Below are 17,547 nucleotides of genomic sequence, written 5' to 3' on the forward strand. Positions count from 1 at the left end.
AATCTGATTGGCACAAGTCCATCACGTTTTAAACATCGCACTTGATCCCCTTAAGCCGGTACCCGAGATATGCGCGGTCATAAAGGCCATCGTTCCGTACCATCCTGACCAGGAGGAGGCCATTTTGATTGGCGTACAAGAGGCTCTCCAAGGGCGACTGAATCAAATTAGGAAAGGAGCTGCTGCAGATGGCGAATAGATTTTGTAACCTTAACGGACCAACACCGATTAGCCAGGACTACCCTAATATCTCAATCGGTTTTGACCGTGTAGCGGCTGAGCTGGACGGGCTGGATACGCTCGATCCGGCAGACCGTACCAAGCTGGACAGCGTACAAAACGGCGCCGAGGTCAACCAAAACGCCTTTGCCAAGGTCAACAACCTGGATGCTGGGGCAGAGTCCGATACGCTTACCGTGGAGGGCGGGACAGGTATTACCGTTACCACAAACCCGGTATCAAAAAAAGTGATCATCACGGCTACAGGCGCATCAACGCCAGGTGCTCACGGTAGCAGCCACACGGAGCATGGAGCTGATCCGGTGCCCAATGCAACGGTCACTGAGGGCGGGCTAATGTCGGCAGCGGATAAAGTGGAGTTGACCGAACTAGCTGATGATATTGTCAATATGCCGTATAACGTCTATAGGCAGGCTATAATCAACGGCAATTTTGATATATGGCAGCGGGGGACGTCGTTTGCATCAGATGGATATACGGCGGATCGCTGGCAGTCGCTTAATTTTGCGGACGGCGGGACATTACCATCAATTACAAGGTCACGGCAACAATTACCGTTAGGGGTTTTAGATGGGGCGAGTTATTACTACAGTATCAGCCTTAACGGTGCAGGCAGCTCGCTTGGTGCGAACCGATACGGCATGCTCATGCAGGGTATTGAGTTTGGCGCTAGGTATTTGTGCGGGAACGGCAAAAAAGTCACTGTGTCCTTTGAAGCGAGGAGCAGCATTGCGGGCAAGCGTATTGGCGTCACGCTATCTCAAAACTATGGTACTGGTGGATCGCCTAGCTCTCCGGATAATCTTGTCGGTACTAATTTTACGTTGACATCATCTTTTCAAAAGTACAGCTTCACCTTTGACACTGCGACGTTAGCGGGTAAAACGCTTGGAACAAATAACAATGATGCCCTATATCTGTACCTGTATTATGCATGGGGATCTGTAAGGCGCTCATTTGTAGGTGCGACGACGGATGAGACATTTGGCGGCGCTGGAACAATTGAGATTGCTGAGGTGCAGGTTAATGCAGGAGATACAGCATTGCCGTTCCAGCCTAAAAGCAAAGGGCAGGAGGAGGTGGACTGCTTGAGGTATAGGTGGCAATCATGGACAGATGCATTTTTGTCTCCTAGTGTTGGATCAATATCAGGACTTGCGTTAACCACCAATGCTTTGCTTGTTAATTCGAGATTTCCAACGCCTATGCGCATAGTACCGACTATGACCGTTACAAACAATAATGTAATTAACCAGTTCCGCAGCACATCGACAGGGGCTGTTATTACGGTAACGCCGACATCGTATGCTGCCATCTCAAACAAAGGGTTTTTGCTACTGTCCGTAAGTGGGACGCCGTTTACCGTCGGTCAGTATTATGATTTTGATTTAATTGCGGACGCAGAGTTATAGGAGGGACAAAATGGACGGATACAATCACTATTTACGAGCAAACGAGGCCGGGACAATCGTCTACGGCTTTTCTTCTGCCTTCGAGCAGCCAGCGGATAACGATATTTTGCTGCTGGAGGATGGCCCAAGGCATTTCCAAGAGGCGTTCAGCGAGTCGCTGACAGACGGTCAGGGAGTGTACATCTATAAGTGGGATGGCAGTAAGATAGTCGAGCGAACAGCCGAGGAGCTGGCAGCGGATGCGACAGAACCGACAACAACGCTCACGCCGGAGCAGCAGCGGCTAATCGACCTTGAGCTTACCATGGCCGATCTAATCGCAGGAGGTGGGTTGTAATGGCTATGGCTGACTATAAGGTGAGGGTAATGGCTAATGCCTGCATCTCTCGTTACGACAAAGGGGAGCGCGGCATAGCTGATATTGTGGCCAGTTATGGTCTGCCAGCAGCTGACGCGGAGCTGGTAATGGCTGAGATTACGGCCAAGCGGTCAGATTTACAGACATCTTAAATATGAACCTAGTTTGTAAGATATTTTGTATGACAACTGTATGACAAGATTTACAGCTATGTGTTATAATACAGACAAGTTAAGCGTAAAATGAAAAAAAGGGGACGATTCGCGGTCGCCCCCTCCTGCACGATACTTGGGTGGGAATCCTCCAGCCTAGCGAAAAATAACCCGTTACCCTTGCGAGAACTTGGGCGGGTTATTTTCGTTTATGCAGATAAGTAAGTAATGCCAGCAAGAACATGCCAAGCATAATCACTTCCGTCAACGAAAAATTCATAAGCATCACCCCCGATCTGGAGGCGATACTACCCACCCAAGTAAGTCGTACCGAATTATTATACCATATCTTTACAACTATATTAATAGAATCATATAACTTTAAGCCGTATGGGATTTCAGCCCTACGGCTTTTACTATTTTAGGAGGAAAACGAGATGATGACAGGTAAAACAATTTTTGGAGCAATCGGTGCCGTAGTGGTGCCAGCGTTTGAATACATGTATGGGGCAGGGGATGCAGTGGTATCGGCAATGGTTGCACTCACGTTTTTTATTGTTATGGATTGGATTAGCGGGGTGCGAGCGGCAAAGCAAGATTATAGCTACAGCAGCAAGTATGGCATTGATGGCGTGTTTCGGACGCTGTTTATGTTGGGGTTGCCAGCTGGCGGTCATTTATTGGACAGCATGTTTAGCTTGCCTGGCATCCTGTTTGGGGCGCTCACAGCGGGGCTCCTGTACCATGTCATCCAATCCATGGTAGCTAATTCCCTACGCGCTGGCTGGGGGGAGTGGTTACCGCTTAACGTATTTGAGACGTTGCTCAAATGGGTTGGCAGCGAGCTCGATAAAAAGATTAATAGAGCAGCCGAACGCGGCGGCGTTGTGGGAGGAAAGTCTGATGACGATAACCTATAAGATTGACCACATCCCCAAAGGGACGGCCTGTAAGCGCCGTCCTGCCCTGCCTATGCAGGCTACAACGTTGACTATCCACAATACTGGTAACGCCTCCAGCACGGCGGCAAACGAGCGAGCATGGCTAACAAACGCCAGTAATGACCGTCAGGCATCCTATAATATTGTCGTGGATCAGATTGGATCAATCGAGTGTATACCACTCAACGAAAACACCTGGCACAGCGGCGACGGCAGCAAGGCGGGAAGCGGCAACCGAACATCGATAAGCATTGAGATATGCGAGAGCGGGGATTACAGCAAGGCGCTTGATAATGCCGTCGAGCTGGTAGCTGACATGCTTAAGCAGCGCGGCTGGGGCGTCGATCGGCTACGGCGCCATTACGACTGGTCAGGGAAGATATGCCCACGCCTGATGTATGACGGCGGTAAATGGACAGGCTGGGTGGCATTTAAAAATCGAGTGGCGGAAAAGCTGCAGGAGAGTGAATTGGAGATGAAGGTGGAGGACGCAAATGCAATCATTACATTTATAAAAGCGGAGTGGGCGGCAGCCCATGCTAAAGGGGATACAGCCAGAAAGACGGAGGCTAACCGGCTCGCAAACGTGCTGCGAAAAGCCAGTGGGCAAAAAGAGCAGTAATTTATCATTACAACCAAATTGCTAGAAAACCGAATAAAATACAACCAAACTCAAAAGTTTGGCAAAACTTACGTGAATTATTCCAAAAAATATTCCGGAACGCGAAAGCCCTGCTATCCATTGAATGGTCGGCGGGGCTTTTTCTTTTCCATCTAACGCAAAAAAAAGCCCACATCGGCTGCGGGCTTCGCTAGTGGCATCTTAACGAACCAGGACTATTGTCAGAGCTGTCAAGCTGATTGCCAACGCTACGAGACTAATAACCATTGCAGCCGTTATTGTTTTCGACTTCATAATATCAGCTCCTTTGTGGTATACTATATTGTAATGAGAAAGAAACAGCACCCTTATATTTCACCATCCCCCGTAAGGGGTAGCCCGCCGAAGCGGGCTTCTGGACTAGTCAGCCAGTGTGATGATGAGGATGATAATCGTATTTATCAGGCTAATGATTGCACTCACTAGCGTGATGATTTCACTACGATTAACTTGCTGTTTCTTTTTCTTTTTGCTCATGTCTCGTTCACCTCCTTTATACTCTTATTATACAACGAAAATCGTTGAATGTCAACTAAATTCGTTGACTTTATAAGGGTTTATTTTGTATAATGAGATTGAGGTGATAGTGAATGTTTAAACTTAAATTGGACAAAGTTATGGCTGAACGTGGATTAAATGCTAAACAGGTTAGTGAATTGACAGGCATTCGCTGGAATACAGTAAAAGATATGGAGAAGAACGTAGCAAAGCATTGGTCGCTAGAAAATTTAGAGAAGATAATGGTTGCGCTGGAGCTTAAGGATGCAAATGAGCTTATTGAATATGAAGCCGGTACTGATATATAATAGAAAAGAGCCGTATGGGAAAGCATCCCTGCGGCTCTTTTTCTTACCAATCTTCGTATGGCTCAATGCGTTCTATGTCTATAATGTCATACCAGTCATCTTCGACTCTAAAGGCTCCGCGTAAATCGGCTATGGCGTTCACGACGCCCTCCACACGCAGCGCCTCCCAAGGATCGTACATTTGTATACTCAACGGTACACGATGCTTGTATGACGATCTCAGGGCTATAGATATCAACTCTTTTTCCTGTTCGTCCAACTCGATACGCCCTCGTCGGTGACGTTCCTTCACAAGATTCAGATAAGCTAATCGATGCTCAGGCAGTATGATACGGCTGCTCTCCCATAGACCATTATCAGCAAGCTTTTTACTCATAACCAACGCCTCCTTGTTGGTTATATTATATGCAAACATATGTTCTATATTCAACGGAAATAAATTACTGTTGCACGAGTAAGCTAGTTTCTGCCCCCAGATATTTTGGGGACGAATTGGGGGCGGAAGCTGTTTTTTTGTCCTGTAATTTGCTCGGATGTGTAACTGGTTAAGGGTGTGAACCCTTATATATCAAGGGTTCACACATATTCGCTACGATTGGTAAGTGGTCAGGGGCATGTCTTAAAATCCTGCGGTAGGTGACTACCGTACCGGTTCGATCCCGGTCCTCGGCATACCGAAAACACCTTGAGAAATCAAGGTGTTTGTTATGTAAGTACTTGTATTAAAATTAAGAGTCCTGTGTGTTTTAACTAAGTACACAGGATTAATTAAAAGCTGATAATACCTCCTTTGTAGTATCTGACTAAATCAGATGCGGTCGAAGGAGGTTTTTTCGTTGGTAATGCGATTGAATAAGGTGAAAAAAGCGGCACCCGCAACTATGGATGAAGCTTTCACACAGTTTATTAATTGGAAGAAAGCGAACAATCTTAGTGAGCAAACTATTCTTGATTATACAACGCACTACAACCTACTAATTAAACGGTTTCCTAGTGCAATAGAATCTTATGAAGAACTCGAAAAGTCTGTATATGAACATTTGGGGCAAGAAAATATTAAACCAGCAACGTATAACAATCGTTTGGTTTATTTACGTACCTTTTTTAAATGGTGTGTAGAACATGAGGTATTATCTGACAACCCTTTGAGTGGATTTAAGAAGCGTAAAGATGAAGGTAGAATAGTCCATATTGATGAGAAAGTATTGATAGATTTACTCCAATTGCCTGATCAAACCACATATGCTGGATTGCGTGATTACGTTCTATTACTGATCTTCTTAGATACTGGAATACGTCCAAAAGAAGCTTTTAGTTAGTGTGAGTCTGATTACAATAGTCGTGCTTGCGAACTTACAGTTGATTCAGAGAAGGCTAAAACAAGAATGACAAGAACGCTTCATATATTACCGCAAACAGCAAAAGCAATCGATGAGCTGCTTTCTATAAGACCTGATGAGTGGAAAAATAAATCACCACTCTTCTGCACAAATGAAGGTAAACCATTAAATAGGCATACTTGGGGTGACAGAATCGAAATGTATTGCAAGAAGCTTGGAACCCGCTTTCATCCATATGCTTTACGTCATGCATTTTCAATCATGTTTCTGCGTGGTAAAGGAAATGCTTTTGCCCTCCAAATGATGCTGGGGTATGTAGATATGACTATGACCAAACGATATGTAAGGCTAACTAACAGTGACATTAAAGAGCAGCATTCAACAGCTTCCCCAATTAATAGAATCCTTCCTCAAAAGAAACGATTAAGGAAAATTGATGGGAAGTGAGGGTGAAGTTATGAATCACTTTGTTAGAATAGTTGTTGATGATGAGGCTGTTTCAAATGTGCTCTTAAAACTTGCGAGAAGGTATTGCTTATTAACGTCCTATGGAGTTGGTTGCGTATATGAGTGAGGGGTGGATTGTCAACAGTAAATCAGACAACTTTTTTAAGGGCTTCTTGTCGATACTGAACAGGCGTCATATAGTCTAAGGTTCCATGGATGCGATGCTTGTTGAACCAATTGACGTAATCATATCATTCCAATTCAAGATGACGGAGACTCTGGAAGGTCATCTGGTTCACAAACTCTGTTTTCATAATCTTGTATGTGGCTTCAGCCACAGCGTTGTCATAGGGACAGCCTTTCATACTTAGCGATCGGCCGATTTCAAACGTCTCCAAGAGTTCGTCCATCTATTGATTTTTGAACTCGCTGCCACGGTCGGTATGAAACCATTGAATCTGGCGTAGATCACTCTTAACGGTTGCGAAGGCACGGGTAATTAGAGCAGCGTCCTTGTTTGGACCTGCACGATGACCAATGATTTCTCGATTAAACAGATCGAACAACACAGATGTAATGCCATCGGTTCTGGACTTTCACATACGTCAAATCACTGACGACGAAGCATTTAGCTTCCGTTTGCTCAAACTCCCTCTTCAGAACATTTGTCGTTGTAGCTTCGTTACAGGACGATTTAAGGGGCTTATAGTGTGCCACCGTGTAAGTGGAAACGAGCCCTTGCTTTTTTCATAATGCGACCAATGCGGCGTCTGGAGACGATGAACCCGCGCTCGTGGAGCTTCACTTTGATCTTGCGCGTGCCGTAGGCTTTTCGGTTCTTGAGAAAGATATCCACAATAGCTTCAGTGACATCATCTGCAGTGGCTCGTTCTTGGGCGTCGTAATAAAATGTACTTCTTGCGATTTGCAGGACATCACACATTGCTGATACCGAGTATTTATCAAGATTGTTCATGATGATAGCTACTTTCGTCCCATGATCAGCGCGGCTTGCTTTAAAATATCCACTTCCATTTTTAGATGCTGGTTCTCTTTTCGCAAAGCATCCAATTCCTCTTCTTCTGACGAGCGATTGTCCTTCTCCTTGAAGGAGCCCGTTGTCTGAGCTTGATGAATCCAGTGGACTAAAGCAGAAGCTGCGAGGTCATATTCCTCCACAATCGCTGCCCTGGTCTTCCCATTTTCATAGAGCTGCACCATTTACATTTTGAATTCGGTTGTAAACGTGCGTCGTGGTTTTTTAGGCATGTAGAGATCCGCTCCTTAGCATGATAGGTTTATTCTACAAGCCCTTATTTTTTCTGTCCAACTTAGTGTAGCCGATCCAATTGAGAAAAATCTTCATAAGTTAGTGCATTCGAAAACTGTATTTTACTCCAACAAACAAGAAAAGCACATGTTTTTTGTGCAATCGGCATGAAGAGGTTGCGTTATTCTCGGCGATTACGAAATCGAAGCCAGCTAATGCTTTGCCTGACTACTACAGAGCGAATTGCACAACCATTATTATTTCTGCAAAAACTTAGACAATACCACATGCTGAATGAGACAATCCCAAATATGTAATGAGAAAGCCTCCAAAACCTCAGTGAGAGTTTGATGGAGGCTATATTTTCTTATGATTCGTATACCATAGTGGGCAAAGATCAAAAAATGACTCTAAAATAAACGGCATGAGGCAGACTAAAAGATCCGATGGCTCCAGCCGTTAAGCTTGGCGAATGCCTCCACGAAGTAGTAGTCTCCGTATATTAGCGATACGTTGATGTTGGCGTTCTCAGGCTTATGTCCGGTGCCTTGGAGAAGAATCGCTTCATGGTCCGGATTGTCCCAGGTCGCATAATTCTCGCTAAGTGAATACAGGATTCTCTCGGCAGCCGCGTTATAGATCCGGCGTTCCGTGGATGGAACCAGCTCAGCAAGTTCGAGCAGACCGGATGCTGCGATGGCGGCAGCGGAAGTATCGCGCGGCTCGTTTTCTATGTTTTCTACGCGGAAATCCCAATACGGCACATAGTCTTCCGGCAGGGCGGCGACAAAGTAATGCGCTACCCGCTTCGCAGCGTGCAAATAACGCTCAAGTCCGGTGCATCGGTAAGCAATCGCGAGGCCATGAAGCGCCCAGGCATTGCCTCGGCTCCACGCCGAGGAGCCGGAAAAGCCTTGACCGCCCAGCGGTTCTATAAACGCGCCCGTCTCCGGATCAAAAGATAAAATATGACATACCGAGCTGTCCTCGCGAATGGCGTAACGGAGGAAGGTGTCCGCGTGACGTATCGCGATATGCTTGTAACGCGGGTCGCCGGTCGTGCGGCTTGCCCAGAACAACAGGGGGATATTCATCATGCAATCAACAATGGCCCAGCCGAGCGCCTCTTGCCCGTTCCACGCACGAATAAACTCGCCATTCACGTTGAAGCGGCCCGCGAGGAAGTTTGCCGCCTTCAAGCCAATTCGCAGACCTTCCTGATCGCCCGTTAATTCGTATTTGATGACAGCAGTCGGCAGAAACTGAAAGCCGACATCGTGATGCAATTGTACAGGATGCTCGCAGAAGCAGCGCTCCAGCTTGGCGTCCCATTCCCAAGTGGCTGTCCGGAATGACTCTTTCCCTGTTACATCATGCATAACCCAGAGCAGGCCGGACCAGAAGCCGGACGTCCACCAGTTATCGTCTGTGCTGTCATAGATGCCGTTGGCTTTTGCCACATGTGGCGTTTTATCTCCAATTTGGTTTATCATACGCTCTACCTTTTCGGTTAATTGCGCCAATATTTTTTCTTTGTATGCCTGATTCATTTTGTAGTAAGCCTCCTCGTTGACCCATGATTGTGGTTAAGCTGCTTGCTAACATTATAGTCTCTGACAAATGGGCAAAGTTACGCTATAATGGTTAAAAATGTTGTTCTGTTGACTTGTTGAAATGAAGGGGTGCAATCAGTGAAGGGGACGCTGTTTCAGGAAATGGATTACGGGGGACTGACTTTTCTTTGGTCATACCGCAACTGGTCGCAGCAAGATTTCGAGGGGTATTACCATTGGCATCGGGGCTTCGAGGTGCTGGCTGTGCATCAGGGACACGGCTCGGTTACCGTCAATCAGAAGACGTACGAGCTTAAGCCCGGCATGCTGTTTTATTTCCAACCCTATCAGCTGCATAATGTTTATGCGGAAGTGGATGAAAGCCGGCCGTATGAACGCAGCGTCTTTCATTTCGACCCTGTATTTATGAAGGGCTACTTAAGGACGTTTCCGGCTCTTTATGACGTCTATAAACGAATGCTTCAAGGGCTTATCGCTTTGCAGGGCATAGATATGATCGATTGCAATGAAGAGTTGAATGCCGCTTGCTCCGCATTCCAGAATAACCTGCTCGCTTCCTCCGCCAGCAGCAAGGACGAGCAGAGCGCGCTTTATTTGTTGAAGGTGCTGTCGTTAATTATACGAAAGGTTATTCCGGGGCCCAAGCAGGAGGAGCATATGAAGCCGATTCGCCAATCGGAACGTGTTATGGCATGGATTGAAAATCATTACGGGGAGCCCTTTCAGCTGGAGCTGCTTGCGGACGAGCTCCATATGTCAAAATCTTATTTGTCCCGGCTGTTTCGGCAAGAGACGGGTAGCAATATTACGGGCTATTTGACAGCCCGCAGAATGCAGCAGGCTTGCAGTCTGCTTCAAACGACGAACAAATCCGTAGAAGTGATCGGCGAGCAGGTAGGGTTTACGAGCACCTCTTATTTTATTAGCCTGTTCAAACGGATTATGGGCGTGTCTCCGCATCAATACCGCCTGAGGCTGTAGCGGGGAAGCAGCGGTAATATAATAGCTGCTTCGTTCCAATTAAGGATTCTCTACCTTGCGAAGCTGGTTCTGAACGCGGTATTTGCTGGGACTGGCGTGAAAATGAGCCCGGAAGGCGCGGCAGAAATAAGGATAGCTGCGAAACCCGGAGGCTTCGGCGATATCTTCCAGTTTCATGTCGCTGTATAGAATTCTCTCCGAGGCAATAGACAGCCTGATCTCGATGACATAACGCATTGGAGATTGCCCGAACGCTTGCTTGAACAAGTGGGAGGCAGTCGATACGCTGATGCCATAACGTTCGGCGATATGGGTCAGCGTCAGCGGCTCGGTAGCATGCTTCTCCAAATACTGCTTCATTTTGTAAGGAATGTTGAGCTCTGGCCTGGAGGCCGCCGCCGTCTGCTTCCGTACATACCTCTCGATAGTTAGACATAAAACTTTGATCAAAGCGTCCATCATCTCCGCATTATCCCCATAAATATTCCGCTTCTCATAGATCAGTTTTCTCCACAATGCCAAGAAGTCTACCGCCGTATCCAAATGAACCTTGCTTGGAAAATCGTTCCGGCTGCACCACTGCTGAACCCATGCTCCGCTGCAGGATAAGTAGTAATCGGCGCTCTCAATTGGCTGAGAGACGTCAGCGTCTTTATCGGCCTCAACCACTAACCGGTAGTATTCCCCTGGCTTGCGGATGATCAGATCGCCGGGCTGCACAACATGTGTCTGATAGTTAATCTCGACACGGCATGTCCCTTTTACCTGGATGCGCAGGAGCAAGCGATTGTCGGCTGTGTCCTTTTGCAAGGAGCCGGTGAATGGAGAAGTATGATGAGAATAACCGATCAACAGGCAATCGATCCACGATGCGTCCATCATTTGCTGCCACCTCCAAGTGAGTAAACTAATTCTACTATCATAAATGTTGCAAAATAAGTCAACAAGCAGAGAATCGGATATTCACTTCTAAATCAGTTGTCACTATACTGGGGATTAATGAAGTGAAGGGAGATGGTAGTTTGTTAAAAGATAAGATTGCGGTTCAATTGTATACGCTTCGCGAGGAATGCCATGCAGATTTCCCGGGAGTTCTTCGTAAAATAAGTCAAATTGGCTATGGCGGCGTACAGTTTGCGGGCTTTCAAGGCTATGACCCGCAGGAACTCAAAGCGGTTTTGGACGAAGTTGGATTGAAGACCGCGGGCATGCATGTTGGTTTCCATGACATTGTTGCGAACACAGGCAAAGTGGTCTCGGACGCCAGGCTGTTCGACACACGGGATATTATTTGCCCGAGTATTCCCGCTGAGCTGCGAAATGAAGGCGGATACAAACAACTGAAGAAAGATTTGAACGGTATTGCGAAGCATTTGAAGGGCGAAGGCTTCCGAATCAGCTATCACAATCATGCTTTTGAATTTGAAACGGTGATAGAGGGGCAGAACGCGCTTTCGTACTTGCTTGAGGCTGCTGTAGACAATGAAATCCTTGCAGAGCTGGATGTATACTGGCTTCAGAAGTGCGGTTTAGAGCCAGTAACATTCTTCAAGCCATATGCGGACAGGATGCCGATTGTACATATGAAGGATATGACCGCAGACGGTGAGCAGGCATTTGCGGAAATCGGTACAGGATCGATTGAATTCGAACCGATTATTCGCTGGGGAGAGGAGAACGGAGTCGAGTGGTACGTAGTAGAACAGGATGTTTGCAGAACAGCACCGATGGACTGCGTGCAAACTAGCTTTACCAATCTATATAATTTAATGTCAAATCTGCAACCGAATCTGTTCGGTGAAGCCTGAGAACGCGACTGCCGAAAGGGCGGACCTCAGTGAGCCGCGAATCGAACAACCGGAACAGCTTTGCTGGCTTTTTTTGTAGAGAGAGGACAGCTCGTCCGAACATCAAACCATCCGGCGCTTCTCAGCTGAAGCGCCGGATGGTTTGCCCGTTATGGAAAGGGCCGGCAATACGGATATGCTCGCATGGCTCGCCCTGGTTGGCGAGGCGCCACAGCATTTTCTCAGCCGCTTTATTTCCGGTCTCCCTGATCAGAAGCTGGGGGCGGCTTAAATGCGGCAGCGCCGCCACCGGTCCGTTGGCCAATCCGACTAGGGAGATGTCCTCCGGGATGCGATAGCCCAGGGTGGTAAGGCTGTCGTACAGCCTTACGATATCTTCATCGATGCCGGCAATGATTGCTGTTGGTTGGCTGCTGCGCAGCTTGTCGATCAGCATGGACTCGTCCCAAACGTCCGTTATATGCAGTTCTGCGTCATGATCCAACTGAAGCTCACCCATCATTTCCTCAAACGCCTGCCATCTTCTTGTATACCCCCGCTGACTGTGAATATCTCCTACGTACATAATACGGGTATGGCCAAGCTGCGCGAGCCGGTCCACGGCCATGCAGACGGCTTCGAACACATCCCAGATTACGCTGTCGATCCGGGAAAGCGGTCTCGGATAATTAATCAGCACTTTGGGTAAAGGCAGCTCGAACAGCTTGCGCTCCGTGGAGTCCGAGAGCAGCCGGGGCGCGATGAACAGACCGTCCGCCGTCGGCAAATTGCGCTTCTCCATCCAGTCCGAGAATGCGTGATCCGGCACATCCTCATCCAGCACATAGCTTTCCAGTCGATGATCCAATTGATCGAGCCTCTCTCTTAACCCCTCTGTCAACAATACGTTGTAATTCATAGATTGCCGGGATTGTATCAATACAAATCGAAATTGGAAGGTAGGATAGGGCGCGATGCCGCGGCTGACCATCTCACGTGCCTGAGATACAGTCAAATAGCCGCGTACGGAGGCTGTTCGGATAATGCGGCTCCGCGTTTCCTCGGACATGCCGGCTCGTCCGCTCAGCGCTTTGGATATGGTCTGAATCGAAAGACCAAGTTCTTTGGAAAGATCGTGCAGAGTAATTGATTTACGAGTCCCCAACTTCAAAACCGCCTTCCTCTTTTCTCCGTGTGGTTAGGGGATGCGAACGTAAAGCTATCGTCCACGCTAACGCTTGACAGCTCTATTTTAAACTAAAGTTCAACTACTTTAGAAGTCCCCCGGCTCCTATAATGAAAATACTTTCAGAGGAGGGGTTAAGCATGAGAAAAATAGAGACGGATATTGTGGTATGCGGCGGAGGGCCGGCGGGGATCAATGCGGCGCTGGCAGCTGGAAGAAGCGGGGCTCGAACGCTGCTGATTGAACGATACGGTTTTCTTGGCGGCATGTCGACTGCAGCTCTGGTCTATCCATGGATGACCTTTCACACGATGGATGGCAAGCAGGTCATTGCCGGAACAGCGCAGGAAATTGTAGACCGCTTGATGGCCGAGGGAGCTTCACCCGGTCACGTTCGCGATACGGTAGGCTTTGTAAAGACGATCACCCCTTATGATCCTGAAGTGTATAAGGTGTTAATCATCGATATGCTGCGCGAGGCGGGCGTGAAGGTGCTGCTGCACAGCTTCATGGACGAAGTGCAGACCAGGGACGGCCTCATTGAAACGGTACGATTGGCTACCAAGTCCGGGAAGTACGAAATTTCGGCGAAGCAGTTCATCGATGCGACAGGGGACGCCGATCTGGCCTATCTGTCAGGCGCGCCGTGCTTGCAGGGACGCGACATTGACAATTTGACGCAGCCGATGACGATGAAGTTCCGAATGAGAGGCGTTGATCTGGCGAAGGTGAAACGGTATATGATCGAGCATCCGGACGAGTTTTACAAGAAGACACCTTTCGATGAACTGGAGGAACTGCCATTGTCCGGCGTATTGGGTTACTTCAAGCATTGGAAGGAGGCTGACCTGCCTATTAACAGAGACCAGGTCCTGTTCTTCACAGGTCCGGGACCGGACGAGGTGCTTGTCAATACGACTCGTGTTCAAGGGCTGGACGGAACTGAACTGGAGGATTTGACGGAAGGAGAGGTGCAGGGCAGGAAGCAGGTGCGCATGGTCGCGGATTTCATGGCCCGCTGCTTGCCAGGCTTCGAGAACGCTTCCATCTCTTCGGTCGGAGCTCAAATCGGCATACGCGAGAGCCGCAGAATAGACGGCTGCTATTCACTCCAGATAAAGGATGTTGTGGATGGACGTGCGTTCGACGATTGCATTGCACGAAGCGGCTATCCCATCGACATTCACGATCCGTCCGGCAAGGGCGTACAGGCCGCATGGGTCCAGGGAGATGGGGCATACGATATTCCTTACCGCTGTTTGCTGCCGAAGCGGATTGACAATCTGCTCGTGGCAGGCCGCTGCATCTCGACGACGCATGAGGCGCTGGCAACGACGCGTCTGACACCTAGCTGCATGGCGACAGGACAGGCTGCGGGTACGGCGGCAGCAATTGCATGGGAGCAGGGTATATCACCGGGAAAAGTCGACATTGGACTGCTGCAGGAGCGGCTAATTCATAACGGCGCGCTGCTTCGCAGCGGGCAGACTGCATAGCGCGTATCCGCCAGCAAGATAACGGCCAAATTCAATTGAAGAAATAATTGGAACATGGTAGACTTTCTCATAAGGTCGCCTCGTATCGGAAGTTTGTTGGAAAACAAACATTCTACCGGATGAGCGGCCTTTTTTACCATGTGATAGTATATGTTTTCGCTTACAATCTGTCAGGAGGAATCGGTGAAATGAAGCGGTATATTTCGATACGAGCCAAATTTATAACCCTGTTCGTTCTGCTTATCACCATTCCATTCCTGATAAGCGGAATCAGCACTTACAATAAATTTGCGGAGGAAACCGAAAAAAACTCCAGGGCGTACTCCATGCAAATTATGAATCAAGTGAAAATTAATTTGGAAAATACGATAAAAGACGCGGACAGAATAACTGTGGCTCCCTTGTATAACGAAGACGTGCTGCGTATTTTGGAGAAGCACAGTTATGAAGAACCAGGCGAAGAGAAGCTTATTCCGTCGGCGGAAATTACCAAAATGGCAAGAGTAGCGGCTTCGCTTACATTGGATCAGCCCGGAATTGAACGAATGATCTTTTTCACTGGCGACGGCATTATGTACAGCGTCGAAGAAAAACTGACGCAGCGTTATTGGAACGAGAAAGGGAATAGCTGGATGCAGGAGGTGCTGGATGCGGAAGGAAGGCTTGTCATTATCGAACCTCACGAGACGACTTATTACAAACGATCGGAGCGGGTTATTTCCGCTGCCAGAGCATTGAATCACCCTGCAACAGGCCAAAGCATCGGGGTTGTCAAAATTGATTTTAACATGAAAGAGCTCGAAGCGTTATTGTCAGAAGTGTGGTTGAGCGACAACAGCCAGTTTTACTTGACAAAGGATAACGGCGAGCTGTTATTTCCGGATGAACTGGTTAATTTCCCGGATACCGATCCGGGGGACGGAACGATAGATTGGAACGGCCAGACTTATCTGTACACAACCATGCACTCCAAATCAACGAAAGTGAATATTCACGGACTTATCCCGATGGCCGATTTGCAACGGGGCGGCAAGGAAATCGTCGGATTTACGATCCTCATTTCAGTCATATCGCTTATCATTGCCTATTTGCTTGCGATCTTTACGTCAGAGCGGCTGGTCAGGCCGATTCGTTATCTTCAGTCGCGCATGCGGCGGGTAAAGGACGGGGCTTTCAGCGAACGGGCAGATTTGAGCTTGATGAATCGCGATGAAATCGGGCAATTGGCCCAGGGTTTCAATCTGATGGTGACGGAAGTGGAGCGACTGGTCAAGGAGGTATATGAAACGAAACTGCGCGAACGCGAAGCCGAGCTGTCGGCTCTGCAAAGCCAGATTAATCCGCATTTTCTGTACAACACGTTGGAATTGGTAAGCATGCAGGCGCTGAAGGAGAGAAATCTCGAAATCAGCGACATTGTTGCCAGCTTGGGAAAAATGCTGAGATACACGGTTGACAAGCAGGAACGGCCGGTGCAATTGAAGGAGGAGATACGGTTCGTTCACGCTTATTTGCAAATTCAGTTATCCAGGCATGGCGAGAAGCTGAGTTCGGAAATGTATGTGGATCCGTCCTTCGAATCTTGTCTTGTACCAAAGCTGCTGCTTCAGCCGCTGGTTGAGAATGCATTGGAGCACGGAATGGGGAATAGCGGATTAACGATAACGATCAGGGCATCCGTGCTGGATCAGGATTTGCTCCTGACTGTACAGGATAATGGGGTGGGGATGCCGCCGCAACGTTTATTGGAGGTTCGCGAGCAGATGTTGTGCAAGCCGGAGCGGGACGGCAGCCGTCCAAAGTTTGGAGATACACTTAAAGGCTATGCCATCAAAAATATTCACCATCGCATTCAACTGCTTTATGGCGTGGAATACGGCTTAAGCGTGGAGAGCGATGAGGCTTCCGGAACACTATGGAGAATCCGGCTGCCATTACGATGGGGGGAATTGGAATGTACAATGTGATGCTGGTAGAAGACGAGAAGAAAATTCAGGAAGGGTTAAAGATAATGATCGAGGAAGTGATCGGCAGTTATAGGGTAACCGCGGAAGCGGAGCACGGTTTCGCTGCGCTGGAGCTTCTCAGAATGCAATCGGTAGATTTGCTGATTTCGGATATCCGTATGCCCCAGATGAACGGAATCGAGTTATTGCGGCATGTCCGGGGGCTGTATCCCGACCTTCCCGTATTAATCATCAGCGGGCATGAAGATTTCACTTATGCCAAGGCGGCGATGCGTCACAATGCGTCGGATTACATCCTGAAGCCGGTGGACCGGATTGAGCTTTCCCATTTTCTATTGAATTTGAAAGCGCGGCTGGATCGCGAGCGGGCGGTAGAGACGCCTAACGCCGAAGCAGCCCATGAAGATCTGACGATTCGAAGAGTAAAGGAACTGGTCGTCTCTTGTCTGGATCAGGATGTTTCACTTCCATTCATCGCGGAGCAGGTGCATTTGAATCATCAATATTTATCCACGTTGTTTAAAGTGAAGACCGGACAAAATTATTCTGATTATGTGACGGCCTGCCGGATGAGTAAAGCCAGGGAGCTGTTGACCCATACACATCTGAAAATATACGAGATCGCCAACCTTTGCGGCTATGCCAGCGCCAATCACTTTATGGCCGTGTTCCGGCAGCATTGCGGAGTGAAGCCTACCGAATATAGAAAAAGGCCGCTGAGTTAAGGCCGTTCAGTTCATTGAGCACAAAACAAAACAGATGCTATGAATATCGTAGTTTTTCTCGAAAATGCGTTGTTTTTCACTGACAGGCTGACTTGTATACTTATTGTTAAGCGCTTCCAATTGGTGCTGAGACTTCATGTATTGTGACAGAATGATTACATTCGGATGTTCGGGAGGTATTAGTGAAAGCTTGGGTTAGGTTGT

General features: G+C 48.0%; 17 protein-coding genes and 3 pseudogenes. 15 read left to right on the forward strand and 5 right to left on the reverse strand.

From position 1 onward, the window contains the following. The first annotated feature begins 7 nt into the window (after positions 1-7). The 7 genes from WH37_RS10265 (at position 8) to WH37_RS10290 (ending at position 4,570) form a co-directional block, all read left to right on the forward strand. Positions 8-199 carry a hypothetical protein gene (locus WH37_RS10265; protein WP_046230484.1) on the forward strand — a complete coding sequence of 64 codons (192 nt, stop codon included), beginning with the start codon at positions 8-10 and terminating at the stop codon, positions 197-199. Next, the gene (locus tag WH37_RS10270; protein WP_046230485.1) at positions 189-1,652 is read left to right on the forward strand and encodes a hypothetical protein; all 1,464 of its coding nucleotides are present in this window, start codon (positions 189-191) and stop codon (positions 1,650-1,652) included. Before WH37_RS10265 ends, WH37_RS10270 begins: the two co-directional genes overlap by 11 nt. A 10-nt stretch (positions 1,653-1,662) precedes the next feature. After that, positions 1,663-1,989: a hypothetical protein gene (locus WH37_RS10275; RefSeq protein ID WP_046230486.1), complete on the forward strand. Its 327-nt coding sequence runs from the start codon at positions 1,663-1,665 to the stop codon at positions 1,987-1,989. Continuing rightward, on the forward strand, positions 1,989-2,162 hold the full coding sequence (locus tag WH37_RS35500; protein WP_156182295.1) for a hypothetical protein: 174 nt from the start codon (positions 1,989-1,991) through the stop codon (positions 2,160-2,162). Before WH37_RS10275 ends, WH37_RS35500 begins: the two co-directional genes overlap by 1 nt. A gap of 437 nt (positions 2,163-2,599) precedes the next feature. Then, positions 2,600-3,082, forward strand: a complete 483-nt coding sequence (locus tag WH37_RS10280) for a phage holin family protein (protein WP_046230487.1) — start codon at positions 2,600-2,602, stop codon at positions 3,080-3,082. Next, positions 3,066-3,725, forward strand: a complete 660-nt coding sequence (locus WH37_RS10285; protein ID WP_046230488.1) for a peptidoglycan recognition protein family protein — start codon at positions 3,066-3,068, stop codon at positions 3,723-3,725. The genes WH37_RS10280 and WH37_RS10285 overlap by 17 nt, the downstream gene beginning before the upstream one ends. Before the next feature lie 629 nt (positions 3,726-4,354). Continuing rightward, entirely contained in the window at positions 4,355-4,570 is a 216-nt protein-coding gene (locus tag WH37_RS10290; protein WP_046230489.1) for a helix-turn-helix domain-containing protein, read from the forward strand. Between the two features lie 43 nt (positions 4,571-4,613). Here WH37_RS10290 and WH37_RS10295 read toward each other — a convergent pair whose 3' ends face one another. Continuing rightward, positions 4,614-4,946: a YolD-like family protein gene (locus WH37_RS10295; RefSeq protein WP_046230490.1), complete on the reverse strand. Its 333-nt coding sequence runs from the start codon at positions 4,944-4,946 to the stop codon at positions 4,614-4,616. A gap of 460 nt (positions 4,947-5,406) precedes the next feature. Between WH37_RS10295 and WH37_RS35505 the strand changes: the two genes are divergently transcribed. Together WH37_RS35505 and WH37_RS35510 are read left to right on the forward strand one after the other, a co-directional pair. Further along, positions 5,407-5,889 (forward strand): tyrosine-type recombinase/integrase, encoded by a 483-nt coding sequence (locus WH37_RS35505; RefSeq protein WP_143088356.1) that lies wholly within the window; start codon positions 5,407-5,409, stop codon positions 5,887-5,889. A gap of 45 nt (positions 5,890-5,934) precedes the next feature. Next, positions 5,935-6,357: pseudogene (locus tag WH37_RS35510) on the forward strand (tyrosine-type recombinase/integrase); the annotation flags it as partial. 149 nt (positions 6,358-6,506) lie between these two features. Here the strand turns inward: WH37_RS35510 and WH37_RS34565 are convergent. After that, positions 6,507-7,578 (reverse strand): annotated as a pseudogene (locus WH37_RS34565) (IS3 family transposase). A 170-nt stretch (positions 7,579-7,748) separates the two neighbouring features. Between WH37_RS34565 and WH37_RS36370 the strand changes: the two are divergent. Further along, positions 7,749-7,904 (forward strand): annotated as a pseudogene (locus WH37_RS36370) (FusB/FusC family EF-G-binding protein); the annotation flags it as partial. A gap of 157 nt (positions 7,905-8,061) precedes the next feature. Here WH37_RS36370 and WH37_RS10320 read toward each other — a convergent pair. After that, positions 8,062-9,177, reverse strand: coding sequence for a glycoside hydrolase family 88 protein (locus WH37_RS10320; RefSeq protein WP_046230493.1), 1,116 nt, complete (start codon positions 9,175-9,177; stop codon positions 8,062-8,064). A gap of 141 nt (positions 9,178-9,318) precedes the next feature. Between WH37_RS10320 and WH37_RS10325 the strand changes: the two genes are divergently transcribed. Continuing rightward, positions 9,319-10,182: an AraC family transcriptional regulator gene (locus WH37_RS10325; protein ID WP_046230494.1), complete on the forward strand. Its 864-nt coding sequence runs from the start codon at positions 9,319-9,321 to the stop codon at positions 10,180-10,182. Between the two features lie 39 nt (positions 10,183-10,221). Here WH37_RS10325 and WH37_RS10330 read toward each other — a convergent pair whose 3' ends face one another. After that, a complete protein-coding gene (locus tag WH37_RS10330; RefSeq protein WP_052736918.1) occupies positions 10,222-11,064 on the reverse strand; it encodes a helix-turn-helix domain-containing protein in 843 nt (280 codons plus the stop codon). A gap of 140 nt (positions 11,065-11,204) precedes the next feature. Here WH37_RS10330 and WH37_RS10335 point away from each other — a divergent pair, with 140 nt between their 5' ends. Beyond that, entirely contained in the window at positions 11,205-11,990 is a 786-nt protein-coding gene (locus WH37_RS10335) for a sugar phosphate isomerase/epimerase family protein (protein WP_046230495.1), read from the forward strand. A 121-nt stretch (positions 11,991-12,111) separates the two neighbouring features. Here WH37_RS10335 and WH37_RS10340 read toward each other — a convergent pair whose 3' ends face one another. Beyond that, positions 12,112-13,134 carry a LacI family DNA-binding transcriptional regulator gene (locus WH37_RS10340; protein WP_143088358.1) on the reverse strand — a complete coding sequence of 341 codons (1,023 nt, stop codon included), beginning with the start codon at positions 13,132-13,134 and terminating at the stop codon, positions 12,112-12,114. Between the two features lie 161 nt (positions 13,135-13,295). On the opposite strand from WH37_RS10340, the gene WH37_RS10345 reads away from it, so the two are divergent. The 3 genes from WH37_RS10345 to WH37_RS10355 all read left to right on the forward strand — a co-directional run bounded on the left by WH37_RS10345 (position 13,296) and on the right by WH37_RS10355 (position 17,343). Continuing rightward, entirely contained in the window at positions 13,296-14,651 is a 1,356-nt protein-coding gene (locus WH37_RS10345) for an FAD-dependent oxidoreductase (protein ID WP_046230497.1), read from the forward strand. 188 nt (positions 14,652-14,839) lie between these two features. Continuing rightward, a complete protein-coding gene (locus WH37_RS10350) occupies positions 14,840-16,618 on the forward strand; it encodes a cache domain-containing sensor histidine kinase (protein WP_046230498.1) in 1,779 nt (592 codons plus the stop codon). After that, positions 16,606-17,343, forward strand: a complete 738-nt coding sequence (locus tag WH37_RS10355) for a response regulator transcription factor (RefSeq protein WP_046230499.1) — start codon at positions 16,606-16,608, stop codon at positions 17,341-17,343. Before WH37_RS10350 ends, WH37_RS10355 begins: the two co-directional genes overlap by 13 nt. The last annotated feature ends 204 nt before the right edge of the window (positions 17,344-17,547 follow it).

This window comes from Paenibacillus algorifonticola (genome assembly GCF_000971975.1).
In the GTDB taxonomy this organism is placed as follows: Bacteria; Bacillota; Bacilli; order Paenibacillales; family Paenibacillaceae; genus Pristimantibacillus; species Pristimantibacillus algorifonticola.